1 pseudogene is annotated in these 968 nt (G+C 57.7%); it reads right to left on the minus strand.

From position 1 onward, the window contains the following. Nucleotides 1–110: 110 nt before the first annotated feature. Nucleotides 111–968 (minus strand): annotated as a pseudogene (locus PSI17_RS17075) (DNA primase); the annotation flags it as partial.

The following is a 968-nucleotide window of genomic DNA, read 5'->3' on the forward strand; positions in this document are numbered from 1 at the left end:
CTGTCTTTGCGATGATTTCACGCACCCGACCGCCTGCCGACCCGAGGCCGACCGGGGGGCGACTGCTTATCCCTTTACCCAGACCGGAACACGTCATACTTTCCCGTTCACGGCACAATGAGGCCGCACAAGTGCGCCGTGTCACCGTCTTCGCCGTCAAACAGCAGCTCATAGGCGAACGCCAGCCCACGGCGGTGCAGCATCAGGTATTCCATTTCAAGGAGCCGTGAGAGATGGAGTTTGAGCTGGGTATCGCCCCATTGAACGGCATCACGCAACTGCTTGCGGGTAAAAATCATCTCATGGCGGGGCTGGCCGCTGTCCCGTATCCAGGCCTGTATCAGCATCAGTAACTTGCGCGTCTGCGGCGGCATCTCGTCGAGCGTCCGGCCTAAGATGTCATGCGCAAGCTGGTTCGCCAGCCGGATATCGTCTTTCGTGACTTCGATATATTCCAGCCGCCTGCCGCGATGTTCAGCCACCTTCACTTCACGCTGGTACTGGTGCAGCAGCGCGATGCTCTGAATAAGCGTGAGATATTTCATGTGGTCGCGGCGGGTGCGGGTTTTGTCTGACATAAAGGTCAGCTGGCTGGCATAGGGATTGACCACATTCAACGGACGCAATAACCGCTGGGCGTTCTGGTGAAGCGTCGTCAGATACTCCCGCTCGTTCTCAGCCAGCAATCCTTCGAGCGTTTGCTTATGGCGCTGCAACGCATGGATGGCTTCGGTCTGTTCGCGGGTTTCATTGATGGTCAACACCAGACAGCGGTTCAGCAGCTCCTCATCGACATCGATGGCGGTTGTGGTCAGCATCAGCATCACCGGGCCTTTCACCGTGTAGCTTTTGGTGACCAGATTGCCGGTCGCTTCATCCTTGCCGGTGCTGGCCATGGTCAGCTCGCCGTCACTCTGTAACAGCTTGAGCGCATAAGCCGCCTGCCGTACCCCTTCTTCTTCGGCAAT

It is taken from the genome of Xenorhabdus sp. IM139775, assembly GCF_028598745.1.
In the GTDB taxonomy this organism is placed as follows: domain Bacteria; phylum Pseudomonadota; class Gammaproteobacteria; order Enterobacterales; family Enterobacteriaceae; genus Xenorhabdus.